Below are 21719 nucleotides of genomic sequence, written 5' to 3' on the forward strand. Positions count from 1 at the left end.
TGACGGATACCGAAGGGCCCGTATCCCGAGCGGGGGATACGGGCCCTTCGGGCATTTCCGTACAGATCAGTCAGTTACTCAGTCGCTCAGGCGGTGCTCAGAGAACGCGGACCGCGCCGGTCGGCTGGTCGTAGTCCAGGGGGCGCTCGACCACACCGGTGCTGGAGTTCTGCGCGCCGACGAAGTTGCCGCCGCCGACGTAGATCGCGACGTGGTACGCGCTGCCGGCCGAACCCCAGTAGAGGATGTCGCCGGGCTGCAGGTTGGACAGCGAGACCTGGGTGCCGGAGGTCGACTGGTCCTGCGAGACGCGGGGCAGGTCGACGCCGATGGCGGCGTACGCGGCCTGGACGAGGCCGGAGCAGTCCCAGGAGTTGGAGCCGGTGCCGCCCATGACGTAGGCGTCGCCCACGTGGGACTTCACGAAGCTGACGATGGACGCGGCGGAGCCGGTGGCCGTCGAAGAGCTGCTGGAGGAGGAGGAAGAGGACGCGGTGGAGGCGGAGAGCGTGGTGCGGGCGGAGGAACGCGAGGCGCGCTCCTCGGCCGCGGCCTTCTTCTTCGCCGCTGCCTCGGCCTTCTTCTTGGCCTCGGCCTTGGCCTTGGCGTCAGCGACGTCCTTGGCCTTCTTGGCATCCTTGGCCGCGCTCTGGGCAGCGGCATCCTGCTGGGCCTGCTGCTGGAGCTCCTCGGCGGCCTGCTGGGTGGCGTCGGCGGAGAGTGCGGTGGCGGTGGAGCTGGTGGCGGCGAGGCCGGTCGTGATGATCGGCATCGTGGCGGTCGTCTCGACCGGCGTCTCCGCGGCGTTCGCGGGGAGGGCGGCGCCGGCGACGGCGATGGCACTGAGGACGCCACCGGTGACTCCGGCGCGGACCGCTGCCTTCGCTGCGTTGCGGCGGGGCTTCCGGTGGCTGGGTATGTGAGCGGTGTGGGACATGAGAACTACGGCTATCAGGGGTTTGCGGTTGCCATCAAGAAACGTGTGTTGCGCCACAGTTACGTTCGGAACCCCTCAATCCGCTTCCTGGTAGCCCTTATTGACGCCGTAACGGGCAATTCGGGCATGCATGATCACCGCCTTGAGCAGGGGATTCTGTAATACGCCCGAATTGCCCGGTGCTTACCATCCGTTCACACGGTTGGCCAAGCCCCGTTTCCGCGGGCTCGATTCCGAGTGACGCAGGTCACTGCATGGCCAACCGTCAGGCGTCTGTGAGCTCGTGAACGCGCTCACGCGTCCACCTCCGGCACCCGAACTCCCTCGCGCGAGTGAGTCCGCGGCTTTTATCACCCGCCGCGGTCCACCGCCAATTTGCCCGCAGCGGCCATCACTTGATAGAGCCACGCGCCTGCGACCAGCGGTAACGCTCCCGGATGTCACGACTGGTGACCACTCAGGCGCTTCGCGTATGAAGATCACCGCTCATCCGACTTCATGATCCTTCGTCAGGTGGTGGAGATCACAAAGGCGTTGTTGTAACCCGTGTCGCAGATCACAGACCGGCAGGCATAGGATGCGGGGCAGCCGGGCTTGTGACCTGCTTCACATATTCGCGATCTTCGTCGGTTCGGCGGAACGCGAGAGCCCGTTGCGGTCCAACGGTCAAGGACGACTGGAAGGAGCGAGGAGCGTGAATGCCTACGCGCCCATCCTCGTGCTCGGTGCCCTAGGGGCGGGGTTTGCCATCTTTTCCGTGGTCATGGCCACGCTAATCGGCCCCAAGCGGTACAACCGGGCAAAGCTCGAGGCGTACGAGTGCGGCATCGAACCGACGCCAACACCGGCCGGAGGCGGCCGCTTTCCCATCAAGTACTACCTGACGGCGATGCTCTTCATCGTCTTCGACATCGAGATCGTCTTCCTCTACCCCTGGGCGGTCACCTTCGACTCCCTGGGGATTTTCGGGCTCGTCGAGATGCTGCTCTTCGTGCTCACCGTCTTCGTCGCCTATGCGTATGTATGGCGGCGCGGCGGGCTGGAATGGGACTGAGGGGCTGAGGGGCACACCTATGGGACTCGAAGAGAAGCTGCCAAGCGGTTTCCTGCTGACCACTGTTGAACAGGCCGCGGGCTGGGTGCGGAAGTCCTCCGTCTTCCCCGCCACCTTCGGCCTGGCCTGTTGCGCCATCGAGATGATGACGACGGGCGCCGGGCGGTACGACCTCGCCCGGTTCGGCATGGAGGTCTTCCGGGGATCACCGCGTCAGGCGGACCTGATGATCGTGGCAGGACGGGTCAGCCAGAAGATGGCGCCCGTCCTGCGGCAGGTCTATGACCAGATGCCGAACCCCAAGTGGGTCATCTCCATGGGGGTTTGTGCGTCTTCGGGTGGCATGTTCAACAATTACGCCATTGTTCAGGGTGTTGACCACATTGTCCCGGTAGATATCTATTTGCCCGGTTGCCCGCCGCGTCCCGAGATGCTGATCGACGCCATCCTCAAGCTCCACCAGAAGATCCAGGGCTCCAAGCTCGGGGTCAATCAGGTGGAGGCGGCCCGCGAGGCGGAGGAGGCGGCCCTCAAGGCGCTCCCGACGATCGAGATGAAGGGGCTGCTGCGGTGACCGACGCGCACGAGCAGAACAACAACGGTGTCCCGGCCCAGCGCGACGACTCCGGTGAGGTCATCCGCGTACGGAAGGGAATGTTCGGCGCCAACAACGGCGGCGACACCTCCGGCTACGGCGGCCTCGTCAGGACCGTGAGCTTCCCCGGGGCCACCGCACGCCCCTACGGCTCCTACTTCGATGAAGTGGCCGACGAGTTGGAGGGCGCCCTGGAAGAACAGGGACTCGTCCCCGAGAACGCCATCGAGAAGACGGTCGTCGACCGCGGCGAGCTCACCTTCCACATCGCCCGCGAGCACCTGCTGACTGTGGCGCGGACCCTGCGCGACGACCCGGCCCTGCGATTCGAGCTCTGTACGGGCGTCTGTGGCGTCCACTTCCTCGAGGACAAGGGCCGTGAGCTGCACGCGGTCTACCACCTGCGCTCGCTCACCCACGGCCGGCTGATCCGTCTCGAGGTCTCCGCCCCGGACACGGACCCGCACGTCCCGTCGCTCGTCGCGGTCTACCCGACCAACGACTGGCACGAGCGCGAGGCCTACGACTTCTTCGGTCTGGTCTTCGACGGTCACCCCGCCCTCACCCGGATCATGATGCCGGACGACTGGCAGGGCCACCCGCAGCGCAAGGACTACCCCCTGGGCGGCATCGCCGTCGAGTACAAGGGCGCCCAGATCCCGGCTCCGGACCAGCGGAGGTCGTACAGCTGATGACCACTTCCAGCGAAGCCTCCAGCGCTTCTTCCCGCGAGACGACCGAGGGGACTGTATATACAGTCACCGGCGGCGACTGGGACGAGGTCGTCCAGGCCGCGGCCAAGGCCGACGACGAGCGCATCGTCGTCAACATGGGGCCCCAGCACCCGTCCACCCACGGCGTGCTCCGTCTGATCCTGGAGATCGACGGCGAGACCGTCACCGAAGCCCGCTGCGGCATCGGCTACCTCCACACCGGCATCGAGAAGAACCTCGAATTCCGGAACTGGACACAGGGCACCACGTTCGTCACGCGCATGGACTACCTGACGCCCTTCTTCAACGAGACGGCCTACTGCCTGGGCGTCGAGAAGCTCCTCGGCATCACCGACGACATCCCCGACCGTGCGTCGGTCATCCGCGTGCTCCTGATGGAGCTCAACCGCCTCTCCTCCCACCTGGTGTGCATCGCCACCGGCGGCATGGAGCTGGGCGCGACGACGATCATGATCTACGGGTTCCGGGACCGGGAACTGATCCTCGACATCTTCGAGCTGATCACCGGCCTGCGCATGAACCACGCCTACGTCCGCCCCGGCGGACTGGCCCAGGACCTGCCCCCGGGCGCCGTGGACCAGCTGCGCGAGTTCGTGAAGACGATGCGCAAGAACCTCCCCGAGTACGACAAGCTCGCCACCGGGAACCCGATCTTCAAGGCCCGTATGCAGGACGTCGGCTACCTCGACCTGGCCGGCGCCATGGCCCTGGGCGCCACCGGCCCTGTCCTGCGCTCGGCGGGGCTCCCGCACGACCTGCGCAAGACGGACCCGTACTGCGGATACGAGACCTACGACTTCGAGGTCCCGACCGCCGACTCCTGCGACTCCTACGGCCGCTTCCTCATCCGGCTGGAAGAGATGCGCCAGTCGCTGCGGATCGTCGAGCAGTGCCTGGACCGGCTGGAGCCGGGCCCGGTCATGGTCGCCGACAAGAAGATCGCCTGGCCCGCGCAGCTCGCGCTCGGCCCGGACGGCCTCGGCAACTCCCTCGATCACATCAAGCAGATCATGGGCACCTCCATGGAGTCCCTGATCCACCACTTCAAGCTGGTGACCGAGGGCTTCAGGGTTCCCGCCGGACAGGCGTACGCAGCGGTCGAGTCGCCCAAGGGCGAACTCGGCGTGCATGTCGTCTCCGACGGCGGCACCCGCCCCTACCGGGTCCACTTCCGCGACCCGTCCTTCACCAATCTGCAGGCCATGGCGGCGATGTGCGAGGGCGGCCAGGTCGCCGACGTCATCGTCGCCGTCGCCTCCATCGACCCTGTGATGGGAGGCGTCGACCGGTAATGACGGATGTCTCACTGGGCATGCCCCAACTTCCCGCCCCCGATTACCCGGCCGATGTGCGCGCCAGGCTCGAAGCGGACGCCAAGGAAGTCATCGCCCGCTACCCCGACAGCCGCAGTGCCCTGCTTCCGTTGCTGCACCTCGTGCAGTCGGAGGAGGGGTACGTCACCCGGACCGGTGTCCGGTTCTGTGCCGAGCAGCTCGGCCTGACCACCGCCGAGGTCACCGCCGTCTCCACCTTCTACTCCATGTACCGCCGGAAGCCCTCCGGGGATTACCAGGTGGGGGTGTGCACCAACACCCTCTGCGCGGTCATGGGCGGCGACGCGATCTTCGAGGAGCTCAAGGAGCACCTGGGAGTCGGCAACAACGAGACCACCGAGGACGGCAAGGTCACCCTCGAGCACATCGAGTGCAACGCGGCCTGCGACTTCGCGCCGGTGGTGATGGTCAACTGGGAGTTCTTCGACAACCAGACCCCCGAGTCCGCCAAGCAGCTCGTCGACGACCTGCAGGCGGGCCGGCCGGTGGAACCCACCCGCGGTGCTCCTCTCTGTACGTACAAGGACACCGCCCGCATCCTGGCCGGCTTCCCCGACGAGCGCCCCGGTGCCGTCGAGGCGACCGGCGGCGCGGGCCCCGCCTCGCTGATCGGGCTGCGGCTGGCCAAGGGCGAGAGCCCGCAGCCCCGTGTCGTGGCCCCGCGCGGCGAAGCGTCCCGGGACAGGGCCCCGCAGGACGAGGCGCCCCAGCCCGGTGCGGAACACCTCAGCTCGCACGATGCACCGCAAGAGACCTCGGCCTCCGACCCGGCGAACCCGGCCGGACCCGCCGCCGAGGAGGGGGAGTGATGTCCGTGGCCACCGAGCTCGAAGGAAACGGGAACGGGAGCAGCCCCGAGAAGCTGCTCGCACCCGTCCTCTCGGCCTTCTGGGACCAGCCCAACTCCTGGACCCTGGAGACCTATAAGCGGCACGACGGGTACGAAGGCCTCAAGAAGGCCCTCGCCATGGCACCCGACGACCTCATCGCGTACGTGAAGGACGCGGGCCTGCGCGGCCGCGGCGGCGCAGGATTCCCCACCGGAATGAAATGGCAGTTCATTCCGCAGGGAGATGGAAAGCCGCACTATCTAGTTGTCAACGCTGACGAATCGGAGCCGGGGACCTGCAAGGACATCCCGCTCCTCTTCGCCAATCCGCACAGCCTCATCGAGGGCATGATCATCGCGTGTTACGCGATCCGGTCGAGCCACGCGTTCATTTATCTCCGCGGTGAAGTCGTCCCCGTGCTGCGGAGGTTGCACGAGGCCGTCCGTGAGGCGTACGAGGCGGGCTACCTCGGCGAGAACATCCTGGGCAGCGGGCTCAACCTCGACATCACCGTGCACGCGGGTGCGGGCGCGTACATCTGTGGTGAAGAGACCGCACTGCTGGACTCGCTCGAAGGCCGCCGTGGCCAGCCGCGACTCCGTCCCCCTTTCCCTGCCGTCGCGGGCCTTTATGCATGTCCCACTGTTGTCAATAACGTGGAATCCATCGCATCGGTTCCCGCAATTCTCACCAGGGGCAAGGACTGGTTCAAAGCGATGGGAAGCGAGAAGTCCCCCGGCTTCACGCTCTATTCGCTGAGCGGTCACGTCACCAACCCCGGCCAGTACGAGGCACCCCTCGGTATCACCCTGCGCCAGATCCTCGACATGAGCGGCGGCATCCGCGAGGGCCACCGCCTCAAGTTCTGGACGCCGGGCGGGTCTTCGACCCCGATGTTCACCGACGAACACCTCGACGTACCCCTCGACTACGAGGGCGTCGGCGCCGCCGGATCGATGCTCGGCACCAAAGCGCTGCAGTGCTTCGACGAGACGACCTGCGTGGTGCGAGCCGTCACCCGCTGGACCGAGTTCTACGCCCACGAGTCCTGCGGAAAGTGCACGCCCTGCCGCGAAGGCACGTACTGGCTGGTCCAGTTGCTCCGCGACATCGAGGCGGGCAAGGGACAGCTCGCCGACCTCGACAAGCTCAACGACATCGCCGACAACATCAACGGCAAGTCGTTCTGCGCGCTCGGTGACGGCGCGGCCTCGCCGATCTTCTCCTCGCTCAAGTACTTCCGCGAGGAGTACGAGCAGCACATCACCGGCAAGGGCTGCCCCTTCGACCCGGCCAAGTCGACCGTCTGGGCCGACCGGCCCGCCCGCACCACGGAGGTGAACGCATGACCGTCACGACCAGCGCTCCCTCCGGGGGCGGTGAGGCGGCGGTTCCGCCCGAGGACCTCGTCTCGCTGACGATCGACGGCATCGAAATCTCCGTCCCCAAGGGGACGTTGGTCATCCGTGCCGCCGAACTCCTCGGCATCGAGATCCCGCGCTTCTGCGACCACCCCCTCCTCGACCCGGCCGGCGCCTGCCGCCAGTGCATCGTCGAGGTCGAGGGCCAGCGCAAGCCGATGGCGTCCTGCACCATCACCTGCACCGACGGCATGGTCGTCAAGTCGCAGATCACCTCGCCGGTCGCCGACAAGGCGCAGCGCGGTGTGATGGAGCTCCTCCTCATCAACCACCCGCTGGACTGCCCGGTCTGCGACAAGGGCGGCGAATGCCCCCTGCAGAACCAGGCGATGTCCCACGGCGACGCGGACTCCCGTTTCGACGGCAAGAAGCGGACGTACGAGAAGCCCGTCCCGATCTCCACCCAGGTCCTCCTCGACCGCGAGCGCTGCGTGCTCTGCGCCCGCTGCACCCGCTTCTCCAACCAGGTCGCGGGCGACCCGATGATCGAGCTGATCGAGCGCGGCGCGCTCCAGCAGGTCGGCACCGGCGAGGGCGACCCCTTCGAGTCGTACTTCTCCGGCAACACCATCCAGATCTGCCCGGTCGGCGCGCTGACCTCGGCGGCGTACCGATTCCGCTCCCGCCCCTTCGACCTGGTCTCCTCGCCGTCGGTCTGCGAGCACTGCGCGGGCGGCTGCGCGACGCGCACCGACCACCGGCGCGGCAAGGTCCTGAGGCGGCTGGCCGCCAACGACCCCGAGGTCAACGAGGAGTGGATGTGCGACAAGGGGCGCTTCGGCTTCCGTTACGGACAGCGCCCCGACCGCCTGACGTCTCCGCTGGTACGTAACTCCGAAGGAGTTCTGGAGCCGGCGAGCTGGCCCGAGGCCCTCGAAGCCGCAGCCCGCGGACTCTCCGCCGCGAAGGGCCGCACCGGTGTCCTGACCGGTGGCCGCCTCACCGTCGAAGACGCGTACGCCTACGCCAAGTTCGCGCGCATCGCCCTCGACACCAACGACGTCGACTTCCGCGCCCGCGCCCACTCCGCCGAGGAGGCCGACTTCCTGGCCGCCCGGGTCGCGGGCCGCGGACGGGACCTGGACGGCAGCGGACTCACGTACACGACGCTGGAGAAGGCCCCCGCGGTCCTCCTGGTCGGATTCGAGTCCGAGGAGGAGGCGCCCGGCGTCTTCCTGCGGCTGCGCAAGGCACACCGCAAGCACGGGCAGCGCACCTTCTCGCTCGCCTCGCACGCGACACGCGGTCTGGAGAAGGCGGGTGGCGTACTGCTCGCCGCCGCACCCGGCACCGAGACCGAGTGGCTGGACGCCCTGTCCGGCGGAGTCGGCCTGGACGACGCGGGGCAGAAGGCGGCGGAGGCCCTTCGTACAGAGGGCGCGGTGATCGTCGTCGGCGAGCGCCTCGCGGCCGTCCCCGGGGCGCTGACCGCGGCAGTACGTACTGCCGCCGCGACCGGTGCCACCCTGGTATGGATCCCGCGCCGGGCCGGCGAGCGCGGCGCGGTCGAGGCAGGCGCGATCCCCTCGCTGCTGCCCGGCGGCCGCCCGGCCACCGACCCGCGCGCCCGCGAAGAGGTCGCCGCGGCCTGGGGCGTACGCGAACTGCCGCACCGCTACGGTCGCGACACCGGCCAGATCGTCGAGGCCGCCGCGACCGGCGAGCTCAGCGCACTGCTGGTCGCGGGCGTGGAGACGGCGGACCTGCCGGACCCGAAGCGGGCGCTGAAGGCGCTCGACGAGGTCGGCTTCCTGGTCTCCCTGGAGCTGCGGCCCAGCGAGGTCACCGACCGCGCGGACGTCGTCTTCCCGGTGGCCGCGGTCGCCGAGAAGCCCGGCACCTTCCTCAACTGGGAGGGCAGGGCCCGGATGTTCGAGGCGGCGCTGAAGCCGGAGCAGATGACCCGGCGGCTGGCCCCCGCGGACTCGCGTGTCCTGCACATGCTGGCCGATGCGCTCGACGTCCACTTCGCGCTGCCGGACCTCAAGTCCGTACGTACGGAGATGGACCGCCTGGGCGCCTGGGAGGGCCGGTACGCCGACGACCCGATCGAGTCGGCCCTGCAACTGCCACGCCCCGCCGAGGGCGAGGCCGTCCTCGCAGGTCACCGCCTTCTGCTCGACCAGGGGCGGCTCCAGGACGGCGACGAGGCCCTGGCAGGCACCCGCCATGCCGCGGTCGCCAGGCTCTCCGCCGCCACGGCGGCCGAGACCGGCGTCAAGAACGGCGACCTTGTCGCGGTCACCGGCCCGGCAGGCGCTCTCCAACTCCCGCTCCAGGTCACGGACATGCCCGACCGCGTGGTCTGGGTTCCGCTGAACTCGGTGGGAGCGGGCGTGCCCTCCGATGTCGGGGCCCGACCGGGTGACCTGGTCCGTGTCTCCGCCGTCTCCGCCGCACCTGCAGCACCCGCGACCGCCACAGAGGTGGAGGCATGACCAACAACTACCTCGCCGCGAACGCCGAAGACCTCTCGATGTTCGGCACCGACCCCTGGTGGCTCGTCGTCATCAAGGCCGTCTTCTGCTTCGCCTTCCTGATGATCACCGTGCTGTTCTCCATCGTGTGGGAGCGCAAGGTCGTCGCCTGGATGCAGCTGCGCATCGGCCCCAACCGGCACGGCCCCTGGGGCATGCTCCAGTCGCTCGCCGACGGCGTGAAGCTGATGCTGAAGGAAGACCTGATCGTCAAGCGGGCGGACAAGGTCGTCTACGTCCTGGCGCCGATCATCGCCGCGATCCCGGCCTTCATGGCGATCGCGGTGATCCCCTTCGGACCGCCCGGCAACGAAGTCTCGATCTTCGGCCAGCGCACGACGATGCAGCTCACCGACCTGCCGATCGCGATGCTCTACATCCTCGCGGTCGCCTCGGTCGGCATCTACGGCATCGTGCTCGCGGGCTGGTCGTCCGGCTCCACGTACCCGCTGCTCGGCGGTCTCCGCTCCTGCGCGCAGATGATCTCGTACGAGATCGCCATGGGCGCCGCCTTCGCCTCGGTCTTCCTCTACTCGGGGTCGATGTCGACGTCGGCGATCGTCGATGCGCAGAAGGACCGCTGGTTCATCATCCTGCTGCCGGTCTCCTTCATCATCTACATCGTCACGATGATCGGTGAGACCAACCGCGCGCCGTTCGACATGCCGGAGTCCGAGGGCGACCTGGTCGGCGGCTTCAACACCGAGTACTCCTCGATCAAGTTCGCGCTGTTCATGCTGGCCGAGTACGTCAACATGGTCACCGTCTCCGCCGTCTCGGCCACCCTCTTCCTGGGCGGCTGGCGGGCGCCGGCGCCGATCTCCACGTACTGGGAGGGCGCGAACCACGGCTGGTGGCCGATGCTCTGGTTCGTGATCAAGGTGCAGCTGCTGCTCTTCTTCTTCATCTGGCTGCGCGGCACGCTTCCACGCGTGCGCTACGACCAGTTGATGAAGCTGGGCTGGAAGGTGCTGATCCCGGTCTCGGTGGTCTGGCTGATGCTGGTCGCCACCGTGCGTGCGCTGCGCAACGAGAACTACGACTTCAACCAGATCGTGCTGTACGTCGGCGGGGCGGTCGTGGCGATCCTCCTGCTCTCCTTCGTCGTGGACATCTTCCGCGACAAGAGCGAGAAGGCCGATGCTGCCGAACAAGCCGCGTCCGACGCCGCGTTCGACCCGATGGCGGGCGGATTCCCCGTACCGCCGCTGCCCGGCCAGAGCCTTCCGCCGGTGCCCAGGCGACGCCCGCGCAGTGAGCGGGAGTTGATTGTCAGTGGTGGGAGCGACACTGTGAGTGACGGAAAGGAGGCGGACGATGCCTGACGAATCTTCCCGCTGGCAGAATCCTGTGGCCGGCTTCGGCGTGACCTTCAAGGCCATGTTCAAGAAGCGGCTGACCGAGCAGTATCCGGAGCAGGAGAAGACGACGGCGCCGCGCTTCCACGGGCGGCACCAGCTCAACCGGCATCCGGACGGACTGGAGAAGTGCATCGGGTGCGAGCTGTGCGCCTGGGCCTGTCCGGCGGACGCGATCTATGTGGAGGGCGCGGACAACACCGAAGAGGAGCGCTACTCCCCGGGTGAGCGGTACGGCCGCGTCTACCAGATCAACTACGCCCGCTGCATCCTCTGCGGACTCTGCATCGAAGCCTGCCCGACCCGGGCGCTGACGATGACGAACGAGTTCGAACTGGCCGACAGCAGCCGCGAGAACCTCATCTACACCAAGGAGCAGCTGCTCGCCGGTCTGGACGAGGGCATGGTCGAGTCACCGCACTCGATCTTCCCCGGCACGGACGAGCAGGACTACTACCGGGGCCTGGTGACCGAGGCCGCCCCGGGCACGGAGCGCCAAGTGGCCGTGTCCAAGGGCGAGTCGGCGCCTCCGGCACCGTCGGGCGCACAGCCCGCGGGGACGGGGGTGGAGGCATGACCGGCCTGGCCGTGGCTGCGACCACCACCTCCACCGGCGAAGCCTTCCAGTTCTGGGTGCTCGGCACGGTCGCCGTCATCGGCGCGCTCAGCACCGTACTGATGAGGAGGGCCGTCCACAGCGCGCTCTGTCTCGCCGGGACCATGATCATCCTGGCGGTCTTCTACCTCGCCAACGGGGCGTACTTCCTGGGCATCGTCCAGATCGTCGTCTACACCGGCGCGATCATGATGCTCTTCCTCTTCGTCGTCATGCTGGTCGGTGTCACGGCCGCGGACTCGCTGCAGGAGACCATCAAGGGCCAGCGCTGGCTGGCCGTCGCCTGCGGGCTCGGCTTCGGAGTGCTGCTGATCGCGGGCATCGGGAACGCCTCGCTCAAGCACTTCAACGGCCTGGGCACGGCCAACGCCGGCGGGAACGTACAGGGCCTGGCGGCCCTCATCTTCACCAAGTACGTCTTCGCCTTCGAGATCACCGGCGCCCTGCTGATCACGGCCGCCGTCGGCGCGATGGTGCTCACGCACCGCGAGCGCACGGAGCAGGCCAAGACCCAGCGGCAGATGTCCGAGGAGCGCACCCGCTCCGGCCATGTGCCGCCGCTGCCCGCCCCCGGCGTGTACGCCCGGCACAACGCGGTGGACGTCGCCGGTCTGCTCCCGGACGGCACTCCGTCCGAGCTCACCGTCATGCAGACGCTGCGCCAGCGCGGTCAGATCCGCGATGTGTCGAGCGAGGCGCTCGCCGACCTCAAGGCGCTGGAGCAGCGCTCCGAGGAGCGGCTCGGGCGCAGCAAGGAAGAAGAGGAGGCAGCGAAGTGAATCCGGTCAACTATCTCTATCTCGCCTCGCTGTTGTTCACCATCGGTGCGGCCGGGGTGCTGATCCGGCGGAACGCGATCGTGGTCTTCATGTGCGTCGAGCTGATGCTCAACGCCTGCAACCTCGCGTTCGTCGCCTTCTCCCGGATGCACGGCAACCTCGACGGCCAGATCATCGCGTTCTTCACGATGGTCGTCGCCGCCGCCGAGGTCGTGGTCGGGCTCGCGATCATCGTGTCGCTCTTCCGTTCCCGCCACTCGGCCTCGGTCGACGACGCCAGCCTGATGAAGCTGTAAGGGGTCGCTGAACAGTGGAGAACTTGATTGCGCTGCTGGTTGCGGCGCCTTTGCTCGGAGCGGCGGTACTGCTGTGCGGTGGCAGGCGGCTCGACCGCTTCGGCCATCTGCTCGGTACGGTGCTCGCGGCCGCGTCCTTCGTCGTCGCGGCCATCCTCTTCACCGACATGCTGGGGAAGGGGGCCGAGGAGCGCACCTTCACCCAACACCTGTTCAGCTGGGTGCCGGTGGAGGGCTTCCAGGCCAACGTCGGCTTCCAGCTCGACCAGCTGTCGATGACCTTCGTCCTGCTGATCTCCGGTGTGGGCACGCTGATCCACATCTACTCGATCGGCTACATGGAGCACGACGAACGCCGTCGCCGCTTCTTCGGCTATCTGAACCTGTTCGTCGCGGCCATGCTGCTGCTGGTCATCGCCGACAACTACCTTCTGCTGTACGTCGGGTGGGAGGGCGTCGGTCTCGCCTCGTACCTGCTGATCGGCTTCTGGCAGCACAAGCCCAGCGCGGCCACCGCCGCCAAGAAGGCGTTCCTGGTCAACAGGGTCGGCGACATGGGCCTGTCGATCGCGATCATGCTGATGTTCACCACCTTCGGCACCTTCGCCTTCGACTCGGTGCTGCCTTCGGCGACCGACGCGAGCGAGGGCAAGCTGACGGCCATCGGCCTGATGCTGCTGCTCGCGGCCTGCGGCAAGTCGGCCCAGGTGCCGCTGCAGTCCTGGCTCGGTGACGCGATGGAGGGCCCGACCCCGGTCTCGGCCCTGATCCACGCGGCGACGATGGTGACCGCCGGTGTCTATCTGATCGTCCGGTCCGGCGCGATCTTCAACGCGGCACCGGACGCGCAGACCGCGGTCGTCGTGGTCGGCGCGGTGACGCTCCTCTTCGGTGCGATCGTCGGTTGCGCGAAGGACGACATCAAGAAGGCCCTCGCCGGGTCGACGATGTCGCAGATCGGCTACATGATCCTGGCGGCGGGCCTCGGCCCGATCGGCTATGTCTTCGCGATCATGCACCTCGTCACGCACGGCTTCTTCAAGGCCGGGCTCTTCCTCGGCGCCGGATCGGTCATGCACGGCATGAACGACGAGGTGGACATGAGGAAGTACGGCGCGCTGCGCAAGCACATGCCGATCACCTTCATCACCTTCGGGCTCGGCTATCTCGCGATCATCGGCTTCCCCTTCCTGTCCGGCTTCTTCTCCAAGGACAAGATCATCGAGGCGGCCTTCGCCAAGGGCGGTACGGAGGGCTGGATCCTGGGCGGTGCCGCTCTGCTGGGCGCCGCGATCACGGCCTTCTACATGACCCGCGTCATGCTGATGACCTTCTTCGGAGAGAAGCGCTGGCAGGACGATGCGGAAGGCCACCAGCCGCACCCGCACGAGTCGCCCAAGTCGATGACCTTCCCCATGATCATCCTTGCTTTCGGGTCGGTCTTCCTCGGCGGCATCCTCGGGGTCGGCGACCGCTTCCTGAAGTGGCTGGAGCCCGTCACCGGGCACGAGCACGGCAACCCGCCGGTCAGTGAAACGACGGTCACCCTCTCCACCATGGTGGTCCTGGTGATCGGCGTCGGGATCGCCTGGGCGGTCTACGGACGGCGCCCCGTCCCCGTCGTCGCCCCGCGAGGTTCGCTGCTCACCCGGGCGGCCCGGCGCGATCTCTTCCAGGACGACTTCAACCACGTGGTCCTGGTCCGCGGCGGCGAGCACCTGACCCGCTCGCTGGTCTATGTCGACCACACGCTGGTCGACGGAGTCGTCAATGGCACGGCCGCCTCGGTCGGCGGGCTCTCGGGCCGGATGCGCAAGCTGCAGAACGGCTACGCCCGTACGTACGCGGTCTCGATGTTCGGCGGTGCGGCGATCATCATCGCCGCGACCCTGCTGATGAGGGCGGTCTGATCACGATGTCTTTTCCCCTTCTGACCGCAACGGCCGCACTGCCGGCGGTGGGCGCCATCGCCACCGCCGCGGTCCCGGCCGCCCGGCGCACCGCCGCCAAGTGGCTGGCGCTGCTCGTCTCGCTCGGGACGCTGGTGCTGGGCGCCGCACAGCTCGTACGGTTCGAGCCGGGCGGCGGCCGCTATCAGCTGACCGAGACACATGCCTGGATCGCGGACTTCGGCGTCCGGTACGAACTGGGCGTGGACGGGATCGGGGTCGCGATGGTCGCGCTGACCGCGCTGCTCATCCCGTTCGTGATCCTGGCCGGCTGGCACGACGCCGACCCGCTGGAGACCCACAGCTCACGGTGGCGGCCGACGCAGGGCTTCTTCGCCCTGATCCTGGCCGTAGAGGCGATGGTGATCCTCTCCTTCGAGGCCACCGACGTCTTCCTCTTCTACATCCTCTTCGAAGCCATGCTCATCCCGATGTACTTCCTCATCGGCGGCTTCGGGGACCGGGCCCACGCGGGCACCGACGAGGCGGCGTCGACCCAACGCTCGTACGCGGCCGTGAAGTTCCTGCTCTACAACCTGGTCGGCGGGCTCGTCATGCTGGCCGCGGTGATCGGGCTCTACGTGGTCACGGGCACCTTCCAGCTCGACGAGATCGCTGCCGCCCGCGCCAGTGGGTCGCTCGACATGGCGACCAACACCGAACGGCTGCTGTTCCTCGGCTTCTTCTTCGCCTTCGCGGTGAAGGCGCCGCTCTGGCCGCTGCACACCTGGCTGCCGAACGCGATGGGTGAGGCGACCGCCCCGGTCGCCGTACTGATCACGGCAGTTGTCGACAAGGTCGGCACGTTCGCGATGCTGCGCTTCTGCCTCCAGCTCTTCCCGGAGGCCAGCAAGTGGGCCACCCCGGCGATCCTGGTGCTCGCGCTGATCAGCATCGTCTACGGCGCACTGCTCGCGGTGGGCCAGCGCGACATCAAGCGTCTGATCGCCTACGCCTCGATCTCGCACTTCGGCTTCATCATCCTGGGCATCTTCGCGATGACCAGCCAAGGCGTGTCGGGCGCGACGCTCTACATGGTCAACCACGGCATCTCGACCGCCGCGCTGATGCTGGTGGCCGGATTCCTGATCTCGCGGCGCGGTTCGCGGCTCATCGCCGACTACGGCGGGGTGCAGAAGGTGGCCCCGGTGCTCGCCGGGACCTTCCTGATCGGCGGTCTCGCGACGCTGTCCCTGCCCGGACTCGCCCCGTTCGTGAGTGAATTCCTGGTCCTGGTCGGCGCGTTCGCCGCGTACCCGGTGGTCGGGATCATCGCGACGGTGGGCATCGTCCTGGCCGCGCTGTACGTCCTGGTCCTCTACCAGCGGACGATGACGGGCCCGGTCAGGGAGTCGGTGCAGGGCATGCCGGACCTCAAGGTCCGTGAGCTGGTCGTCGTGGTGCCGCTGATCGCGCTCCTCGTCTTCCTCGGCGTCTATCCCAAGCCGCTCACGACCATCGTCAACCCGGCGGTGCAGCACACGATGTCCGACGTACAGAAGCACGACCCGAAGCCCCAGGTGGAGGCCGTCAAGTGAGCGCAGCATCCGTCCACAGCCTGTGGACAATGGGAGCGGATTCCACCGCCAAGATCCCCACGCCCCATATCGAGTACGCGCAGCTCTCTCCTGTGCTGATCGTGCTCGGGGCGGCGTGCCTGGGCGTCCTGGTCGAGGCATTCGTACCGCGCAAGGGGCGCTACTACGCGCAGGTCTTCCTCTCGGTGGTGGCGCTCGTCGCCTCCTTCGCGGCGATCGTCGCCCTCGCGGCCGGCGGGTACGGATCGACGAAGGCGCACATCGCGGCGATGGGCGCCGTCGCGGTCGACGGGCCCGCGCTGTTCCTGCAGGGCACCATCCTGCTGGCCTCGCTGGTCGCGATCTTCACCTTCGCCGAGCGGCGCCTGGACCCCGAGACGCACGGGAACCGCGTCGACTCCTTCGCGGCCGAGGCCGCCGCCGTCCCCGGCAGTGAGGGCGAACAGGCAGCGGTCAAGGCCGGGTTCACCACCACCGAGGTCTTCCCGCTCGCGCTCTTCGCGGTCGGCGGCATGCTGGTCTTCCCGGCGGCCAACGACCTCCTGACGCTCTTCATCGCGCTGGAAGTCTTCTCGCTCCCGCTCTACCTCCTGTGCGCCGTCGCCCGCCGCAAGCGGCTGATGTCGCAGGAGGCGGCGGTGAAGTACTTCCTCCTCGGCGCCTTCTCCTCGGCCTTCCTGCTCTTCGGGATCGCCCTGCTCTACGGCTACGCGGGCTCCGTCTCGTACGCCAAGATCGCGTCGGTCGTCGACGGCAGCATCGCGACGATCGACCCGGCGCTCGCCGACACCATGGGCAACGACGCGCTGCTGCTCATCGGCGCCGCGATGATCCTGGTCGGCCTGCTCTTCAAGGTCGGCGCGGTCCCGTTCCACATGTGGACCCCGGACGTCTACCAGGGCGCCCCGACCCCGGTCACCGGCTTCATGGCCGCGGCGACGAAGGTGGCCGCCTTCGGCGCGCTGCTGCGTCTCCTGTACGTCGTCCTGCCGGGCCTGCGCTGGGACTGGCGGCCGGTGATGTGGGGAGTGGCGATCGTCACGATGCTGGCCGGGGCGATCGTCGCGATCACCCAGACCGACATCAAGCGGCTCCTCGCGTACTCCTCGATCGCGCACGCCGGATTCATCCTCGCCGGTGTGATCGCGACCACGCCCGACGGCGTCTCCTCCGTCCTCTTCTACCTCGGCGGCTACTCCTTCGTGACGATCGGCGCCTTCGCCGTCGTCACGCTGGTGCGCGACGCGGGGGGCGAGGCGACGCACCTGTCGAAGTGGGCGGGGCTCGGCCGGCGTTCACCGCTGGTCGCCGCGGTCTTCGCGGTCTTCCTGCTCGCCTTCGCCGGCATCCCGCTGACCTCAGGTTTCGCGGGGAAGTTCGCGGTCTTCAAGGCGGCGGCGGAAGGCGGAGCAGGACCGCTGGTCGTGGTCGGTGTGCTCTCCTCCGCGGTCGCCGCGTTCTTCTACATCCGGGTCATCGTGCTGATGTTCTTCAGCGAGCCGAAGGCGGACGGCCCCACGGTCGCCGTCCCGTCCCCGCTGACGATGGCCACGATCGGTGTGGGCGTGGCGGTGACGCTGGTGCTCGGTGTCGCGCCGCAGTACTTCCTGGATCTGGCGAACCAGGCGAGTGTCTTCGTGCGCTGACCGCGCTGACCTGGTGCGTAACGCTCCGTGATGGCCGCCCGGCTTCCGCTTCTGTGGAAGGCGGGCGGCTTTGTCAGTGCGGGGCCCTATCGTGGCTGGAGTGACGGGCAAGGCGAGTACGGCGAGCACAACGGGGGACAGAGCGATGGGCGCGGCGATGGACACGCAGAGCGAGGCTTTGCAGACCCTGCACCGGGTCTTCGGATACGACGCGTTCCGGGGCGAGCAGGAAGAGATCATCGAGCAGGTGATCGGGGGCGGTGACGCCGTCGTCCTGATGCCGACCGGTGGCGGAAAATCCCTGTGCTATCAGATCCCGGCGCTGGTCAGGCCCGGTACGGGCGTTGTCGTCTCGCCGCTGATCGCGCTGATGCAGGACCAGGTGGACGCGCTCAGGGCGCTCGGGGTGCGTGCCGGATTCCTCAACTCCACGCTCGACTTCGACCAGCGGCGGACCGTCGAGGCGGAGCTCCTCGCGGGAGAGCTGGACCTGCTCTATCTCGCTCCGGAGCGGCTGCGCGTCGAGACGACGCTGGACCTGCTGTCCCGGGCCAAGATCTCGCTCTTCGCGATCGACGAGGCGCACTGCGTCGCCCAGTGGGGCCACGACTTCCGGCCGGACTATCTCGCGCTGTCGACGCTGGGCGAGCGGTGGCCCGACGTACCGAGGATCGCGCTCACGGCCACCGCGACGCGGGCCACGCACCAGGAGATCACCGCGCGGCTCGGGATGCCGCGGGCCAGGCACTTCGAGGCGGGCTTCGACCGGCCGAACATCCAGTACCGGATCGTGTCCAAGGCCGAACCCAAGAAGCAGCTCCTCACCTTCCTGAAGGAGGAGCACCCGGGGGACGCGGGCATCGTGTACTGCCTGTCCCGGGCCTCGGTGGAGCGGACCGCCGAGTATCTGAGCGACAACGGCATCGAGGCGGTGCCGTACCACGCGGGTCTCGACGCCGGCACGCGCGCCGCCCACCAGTCGCGCTTCCTGCGGGAGGACGGTCTGGTCGTCGTCGCGACCATCGCCTTCGGGATGGGCATCGACAAGCCCGATGTGCGTTTCGTCGCCCACCTGGACCTGCCGAAGTCGGTCGAGGGGTACTACCAGGAGACCGGACGCGCGGGGCGTGACGGACTGCCCTCCACGGCGTGGATGGCGTACGGCCTCCAGGACGTCGTCCAGCAGCGGAAGATGATCCAGAGCGGGGACGGCGACGAGAACCACCGGCGGCGGGCCGCAGCCCACCTGGAGTCGATGCTGGCGCTCTGCGAGACGGCCGACTGCCGGCGGGCCCAACTCCTCGGTTACTTCGGCCAGGAGGACGTCGCGACGACGTGCGGCAACTGCGACACCTGCCTCACCCCGCCCGAGACCCTGGACGGGACCGTCCCGGCCCAGAAGGTGCTCTCCACCGTCGTGCGCCTGGAGCGTGAGCGGCGGCAGAAGTTCGGTGCGGGCCAGATCATCGACATTCTGCTGGGGAAGAAGACGGCGAAGGTCATCCAGTTCGACCATGACCAGCTGTCGGTCTTCGGCATCGGCGCGGAGCTGAGCGAGACCCAGTGGCGGGGCGTGGTGCGGCAGTTGCTGGCCATGGGGTTCCTCGCGGTCGAGGGGGAGTACGGCACGCTGGTGCTCACCGACACCAGTGCGCAGGTGCTGGGCGGCGGGCGCGAAGTGCGGCTCCGCAAGGAGGCCGAGCGGCCCGCGCGGGTGCGGGGCGACCGGTCCGAGCGCAAGGCGAAGGCGGCCGTCGCCGATCTGCCCGCCGAGGCGGTCAAGGTCTTCGAGGCGTTGCGGGCCTGGCGCGGGGCACAGGCCAAGGAGCTGGGCGTGCCCGCGTATGTGATCTTCCACGATGCGACGCTGCGGGAGATCGCCACGCTGCGGCCTGAGTCGCTGCAGGCGCTCGGCACGATCGGCGGCCTCGGGGAGAAGAAGCTGGCGACGTACGGGGAAGGGGTGCTCGGGGTGGTCGGGGAGTTCACGGGCGCGCCGCCGCAGGACAGCAGCGGTGACGCGCCGGGTGACTTCGAACCTCCGGAGGAATTCGGGGAGTTCGAGCCGCCGGAGGATTACGAGGGCTGAGCCGCGGAAGGCAGGTCAGCCGTCGCTGTCCCGGCTGCTTCTGCCGCTGTCGCTGGCGCTGCTGCTCTCGCTGGACTTGTCCTGGCGTACGTTGCGCAGCACCGCCTCCGGCGCCCACTCGTCGCGGAGGCGCGAGCGCAGTGCTCCGCGGGCGCGCCAGCCGCTGCCGGGGAAGGCGCCGGTCAGGTCGATGGCCAGGGCGAAGCCGGCCAGCAGGCTGCTGCGGCGGTCGGGAAAGCCCGCCGCCTCGGCCTGCGCGAAGCGCGTCCTGACGAGTGCCGACCAGTTGTCGGCGCCCGCGGGATGACGGACGTAGGGGAAGATCCCCAGGGCGCGGCGCCGTTCCCTGCGCAGTACGCCGCGCTCCACCAGGTCGTCCAGATAGAGCCCTTCGACGGCACGGGCCTCCTGGCGCACCCAGCGCCGCGCGCTCGTGCTGCCGGAGAAGCGGCTCTTGCCGGGCGGCGGCAGGGTGGAAAGGACCGTCCCGAGGCGCCAGTCGTCGGGCGGGAGCGGCATGACCACCGCCACCCGCCTGCGGTCCTCCGCTATCCGGCCCTGGAGTTCGAGCTCCGCGAGGGCCGCGCCGGCCATCCCGTACTCCAGGAACCGGCTGCGGCATTCAGGCTTGCCCCGGACCGGATCCAGGGCGAGGAGCAGCAGCTCCTCGGGGAGGGTGAGGCCCGGGGCGGGGTTCATGACGCGGCGGGCGCGATCGTGCCGGTGACCTCGCCGAGGCCGACCCTGGTGCCGTCCGGGCCCGGGGCCCAGGCCGTCATGGTGACCACGTCGCCGTCCTCCAGGAACGTCCGCTTGCCCGCCGGGAGTTCAAGCGGCTCGGTGCCGTTCCAGGTGAGCTCCAGGAGCGAACCGCGCTGCTCCTGGGCGGGGCCGCTGACCGTCCCGGAACCGTAGAGGTCGCCGGTGCGCAGCGAGGCGCCGTTGACCGTCATGTGGGCGAGCATCTGTGCCGCGGTCCAGTACATCGTTGAGAACGGGGGAGAGGAGATCTTCTCGCCGTTGAGCGCGACCGTCAGGTGCAGGTCGAGGCCGCCGTGCTCGTCCTCGGCCGCGTCGTCCAGATAGGGCAGGAGCGCGAAGTCCCTTGCGGGGGGCGCCACTCGCGCCGCGTCGAGGGCCTCCAGGGGCGTCACCCAGGCCGAGACCGACGTGGCGAAGGACTTGCCGAGGAAGGGGCCGAGGGGGACGTACTCCCAGGCCTGGAGGTCGCGCGCCGACCAGTCGTTGAGCAGCTGCACGCCGAAGACGTGGTCGCGGAAGGCGGACAGTTCCACCGGCCGCCCCTGCTGCGACGGTACGCCGACGACGAAGCCGACCTCCGCCTCGATGTCCAGCTTGACCGAAGGGCCGAAGACCGGGGCCGCATCGGACGGGGCCTTGCGCTGGCCCGACGGGCGCACCACCTCGGCGCCCGAGGCGACCACGGTGCCTGAGCGGCCGTGGTAACCGATCGGCAGATGCTTCCAGTTGGGCGTGAGCGCCTGCCCGTCCGGCCGGAAGATCTTGCCGACGTTGGTGGCGTGATGCTCGCTCGCGTAGAAGTCGACATAGTCGGCGACCGCGTACGGAAGGTGCAGCGTGACCGCGGACAGCGGGTGCAGCAGCGGCTCGATGTCCTGCCGGTGGGCCGGCACGGTCACCCACGCGGTGAGCGCGCGCCGCACGTCGCGCCAGGCGGTGCGGCCCGCGGCGAGCAGCGGGTCGAGCGAGGGCCGGTCGAGAAGCCTGGCATACGGCGAGCCCAGCGCCAGGGCGGCCGCTCCCGCGTCCAGTACGTGGTCGCCTATACGCACGCCGACCCGGTGGCGGTCGGGGGAGTCGGCGGTCGAAAAGACTCCGTACGGGAGGTTGTGCGGGCCGAAGGGATCGCCTTCGGGCAGGTCGAGCGGGCTCTGCTCGGGCATGGGGTACTGCCTCGCTTTCCGGATCTCGTTGTCGGACACGTTACGTGGGCAATGGTTGCGGCGTCAGGGGCTAAAGAGTTCGTAATGTCCTGAAATTCCGTGCCGGAATAGGCGATTCCCCCCGTAGCGTCCCCCTCGGAG

General features: G+C 68.5%; 18 protein-coding genes. 15 read left to right on the plus strand and 3 right to left on the minus strand.

Annotated features, from left to right (window positions below):
- Window positions 1–97: 97 nt before the first annotated feature.
- The gene (locus AB0H78_RS33945; RefSeq protein WP_363238613.1) at window positions 98–937 is read right to left on the minus strand and encodes a C40 family peptidase; all 840 of its coding nucleotides are present in this window, start codon (window positions 935–937) and stop codon (window positions 98–100) included.
- 694 nt (window positions 938–1631) lie between these two features.
- Here AB0H78_RS33945 and AB0H78_RS33950 point away from each other — a divergent pair.
- From AB0H78_RS33950 to recQ, 15 genes are all read left to right on the plus strand, one after another.
- Window positions 1632–1991 carry an NADH-quinone oxidoreductase subunit A gene (locus tag AB0H78_RS33950; protein WP_030379754.1) on the plus strand — a complete coding sequence of 120 codons (360 nt, stop codon included), beginning with the start codon at window positions 1632–1634 and terminating at the stop codon, window positions 1989–1991.
- A 19-nt stretch (window positions 1992–2010) separates the two neighbouring features.
- The gene (locus AB0H78_RS33955) at window positions 2011–2565 is read left to right on the plus strand and encodes an NADH-quinone oxidoreductase subunit B family protein (protein WP_328537291.1); all 555 of its coding nucleotides are present in this window, start codon (window positions 2011–2013) and stop codon (window positions 2563–2565) included.
- Window positions 2562–3278: an NADH-quinone oxidoreductase subunit C gene (locus AB0H78_RS33960; protein ID WP_363238615.1), complete on the plus strand. Its 717-nt coding sequence runs from the start codon at window positions 2562–2564 to the stop codon at window positions 3276–3278. The genes AB0H78_RS33955 and AB0H78_RS33960 overlap by 4 nt, the downstream gene beginning before the upstream one ends.
- Window positions 3278–4612 (plus strand): NADH-quinone oxidoreductase subunit D, encoded by a 1335-nt coding sequence (locus tag AB0H78_RS33965; RefSeq protein ID WP_363238617.1) that lies wholly within the window; start codon window positions 3278–3280, stop codon window positions 4610–4612. Before AB0H78_RS33960 ends, AB0H78_RS33965 begins: the two co-directional genes overlap by 1 nt.
- Window positions 4612–5463, plus strand: coding sequence for an NADH-quinone oxidoreductase subunit NuoE (gene nuoE, locus AB0H78_RS33970; protein WP_363238618.1), 852 nt, complete (start codon window positions 4612–4614; stop codon window positions 5461–5463). The genes AB0H78_RS33965 and nuoE overlap by 1 nt, the downstream gene beginning before the upstream one ends.
- Complete coding sequence (gene nuoF, locus AB0H78_RS33975; RefSeq protein ID WP_363238619.1) at window positions 5463–6833, plus strand: NADH-quinone oxidoreductase subunit NuoF; 1371 nt, start codon at window positions 5463–5465, stop codon at window positions 6831–6833. The genes nuoE and nuoF overlap by 1 nt, the downstream gene beginning before the upstream one ends.
- A complete protein-coding gene (locus AB0H78_RS33980) occupies window positions 6830–9343 on the plus strand; it encodes an NADH-quinone oxidoreductase subunit G (RefSeq protein WP_363238620.1) in 2514 nt (837 codons plus the stop codon). The genes nuoF and AB0H78_RS33980 overlap by 4 nt, the downstream gene beginning before the upstream one ends.
- Window positions 9340–10707: an NADH-quinone oxidoreductase subunit NuoH gene (gene nuoH, locus AB0H78_RS33985; RefSeq protein ID WP_363238621.1), complete on the plus strand. Its 1368-nt coding sequence runs from the start codon at window positions 9340–9342 to the stop codon at window positions 10705–10707. Before AB0H78_RS33980 ends, nuoH begins: the two co-directional genes overlap by 4 nt.
- On the plus strand, window positions 10700–11317 hold the full coding sequence (gene nuoI / locus AB0H78_RS33990) for an NADH-quinone oxidoreductase subunit NuoI (RefSeq protein WP_363238622.1): 618 nt from the start codon (window positions 10700–10702) through the stop codon (window positions 11315–11317). Before nuoH ends, nuoI begins: the two co-directional genes overlap by 8 nt.
- On the plus strand, window positions 11314–12135 hold the full coding sequence (locus tag AB0H78_RS33995; RefSeq protein ID WP_363238624.1) for an NADH-quinone oxidoreductase subunit J: 822 nt from the start codon (window positions 11314–11316) through the stop codon (window positions 12133–12135). The genes nuoI and AB0H78_RS33995 overlap by 4 nt, the downstream gene beginning before the upstream one ends.
- Complete coding sequence (gene nuoK, locus AB0H78_RS34000) at window positions 12132–12431, plus strand: NADH-quinone oxidoreductase subunit NuoK (protein ID WP_129773108.1); 300 nt, start codon at window positions 12132–12134, stop codon at window positions 12429–12431. The genes AB0H78_RS33995 and nuoK overlap by 4 nt, the downstream gene beginning before the upstream one ends.
- Before the next feature lie 14 nt (window positions 12432–12445).
- On the plus strand, window positions 12446–14341 hold the full coding sequence (nuoL, locus tag AB0H78_RS34005) for an NADH-quinone oxidoreductase subunit L (RefSeq protein ID WP_363238625.1): 1896 nt from the start codon (window positions 12446–12448) through the stop codon (window positions 14339–14341).
- A gap of 5 nt (window positions 14342–14346) precedes the next feature.
- A complete protein-coding gene (locus tag AB0H78_RS34010) occupies window positions 14347–15918 on the plus strand; it encodes an NADH-quinone oxidoreductase subunit M (RefSeq protein ID WP_363238626.1) in 1572 nt (523 codons plus the stop codon).
- Window positions 15915–17564, plus strand: a complete 1650-nt coding sequence (nuoN, locus tag AB0H78_RS34015) for an NADH-quinone oxidoreductase subunit NuoN (RefSeq protein WP_363238627.1) — start codon at window positions 15915–15917, stop codon at window positions 17562–17564. Before AB0H78_RS34010 ends, nuoN begins: the two co-directional genes overlap by 4 nt.
- Before the next feature lie 157 nt (window positions 17565–17721).
- On the plus strand, window positions 17722–19653 hold the full coding sequence (recQ, locus tag AB0H78_RS34020; RefSeq protein ID WP_363238628.1) for a DNA helicase RecQ: 1932 nt from the start codon (window positions 17722–17724) through the stop codon (window positions 19651–19653).
- Between the two features lie 15 nt (window positions 19654–19668).
- On the opposite strand, the gene AB0H78_RS34025 is transcribed toward recQ, so the two are convergent.
- Together AB0H78_RS34025 and fahA are read right to left on the minus strand one after the other, a co-directional pair.
- Window positions 19669–20352 (minus strand): GPP34 family phosphoprotein, encoded by a 684-nt coding sequence (locus AB0H78_RS34025; protein ID WP_363238629.1) that lies wholly within the window; start codon window positions 20350–20352, stop codon window positions 19669–19671.
- A complete protein-coding gene (gene fahA, locus AB0H78_RS34030) occupies window positions 20349–21578 on the minus strand; it encodes a fumarylacetoacetase (RefSeq protein WP_363238630.1) in 1230 nt (409 codons plus the stop codon). The genes AB0H78_RS34025 and fahA overlap by 4 nt, the downstream gene beginning before the upstream one ends.
- Between the last annotated feature and the right edge of the window lie 141 nt (window positions 21579–21719).

The sequence above is a fragment of the Streptomyces sp. NPDC050738 genome (assembly GCF_040654175.1).
Classification (GTDB): Bacteria; Actinomycetota; Actinomycetes; order Streptomycetales; family Streptomycetaceae; genus Streptomyces.

Bases quoted from the DNA above. Each gene is read 5' to 3' on its own strand.
- AB0H78_RS33945 (WP_363238613.1), bottom strand. From the start codon at position 937: ATGTCCCACACCGCTCACATACCCAGCCACCGGAAGCCCCGCCGCAAC.
- AB0H78_RS33955 (WP_328537291.1), top strand. From the start codon at position 2,011: ATGGGACTCGAAGAGAAGCTGCCAAGCGGTTTCCTGCTGACCACTGTT.
- AB0H78_RS33965 (WP_363238617.1), top strand. From the start codon at position 3,278: ATGACCACTTCCAGCGAAGCCTCCAGCGCTTCTTCCCGCGAGACGACC.
- nuoE (WP_363238618.1), top strand. From the start codon at position 4,612: ATGACGGATGTCTCACTGGGCATGCCCCAACTTCCCGCCCCCGATTAC.
- nuoF (WP_363238619.1), top strand. From the start codon at position 5,463: ATGTCCGTGGCCACCGAGCTCGAAGGAAACGGGAACGGGAGCAGCCCC.
- AB0H78_RS33980 (WP_363238620.1), top strand. From the start codon at position 6,830: ATGACCGTCACGACCAGCGCTCCCTCCGGGGGCGGTGAGGCGGCGGTT.
- nuoH (WP_363238621.1), top strand. From the start codon at position 9,340: ATGACCAACAACTACCTCGCCGCGAACGCCGAAGACCTCTCGATGTTC.
- nuoI (WP_363238622.1), top strand. From the start codon at position 10,700: ATGCCTGACGAATCTTCCCGCTGGCAGAATCCTGTGGCCGGCTTCGGC.
- AB0H78_RS33995 (WP_363238624.1), top strand. From the start codon at position 11,314: ATGACCGGCCTGGCCGTGGCTGCGACCACCACCTCCACCGGCGAAGCC.
- AB0H78_RS34010 (WP_363238626.1), top strand. From the start codon at position 14,347: ATGTCTTTTCCCCTTCTGACCGCAACGGCCGCACTGCCGGCGGTGGGC.
- recQ (WP_363238628.1), top strand. From the start codon at position 17,722: ATGGACACGCAGAGCGAGGCTTTGCAGACCCTGCACCGGGTCTTCGGA.
- AB0H78_RS34025 (WP_363238629.1), bottom strand. From the start codon at position 20,352: ATGAACCCCGCCCCGGGCCTCACCCTCCCCGAGGAGCTGCTGCTCCTC.
- fahA (WP_363238630.1), bottom strand. From the start codon at position 21,578: ATGCCCGAGCAGAGCCCGCTCGACCTGCCCGAAGGCGATCCCTTCGGC.